This window comes from Psychrobacter sp. TB55-MNA-CIBAN-0194, assembly GCF_040309505.1.
GTDB classification, from domain to species: Bacteria; Pseudomonadota; Gammaproteobacteria; order Pseudomonadales; family Moraxellaceae; genus Psychrobacter; species Psychrobacter fozii.
Genome location: NZ_JBEOOW010000407.1, coordinates 1 through 263 on the forward strand (window position 1 = coordinate 1; position 263 = coordinate 263).

Annotated in this window: 1 protein-coding gene; it reads left to right on the top strand. The window is 37.6% G+C overall.

What is annotated here, in order from left to right:
• Positions 1-263: ion transporter (locus AAEY75_RS15665; protein WP_352260107.1), on the top strand; the 263-nt coding region annotated here is incomplete at both ends.

Sequence of the window (263 nt, forward strand, 5' to 3'; positions counted from 1 at the left end):
TACCAAACGTCGGCTTAGCTATTTTTTCTCCCCTTTGGCAATTGTTGATTTAATTGCGATTTTACCAAGCTTAATGATGTTTTTATTTCCTCTCGATTTACGTTTTTTACGCGTGCTCCGACTATTAAGGGTATTTAAACTCACTCGCTACTCACGCGCCATGCAGCTACTTTTAAAATCCTTTAACGATGAAGGTAGTTCATTAATGGCTGCTTTTTTTATTATGGCCGTCGTGCTTATTTTAGCTTCATGCGGAATTTACT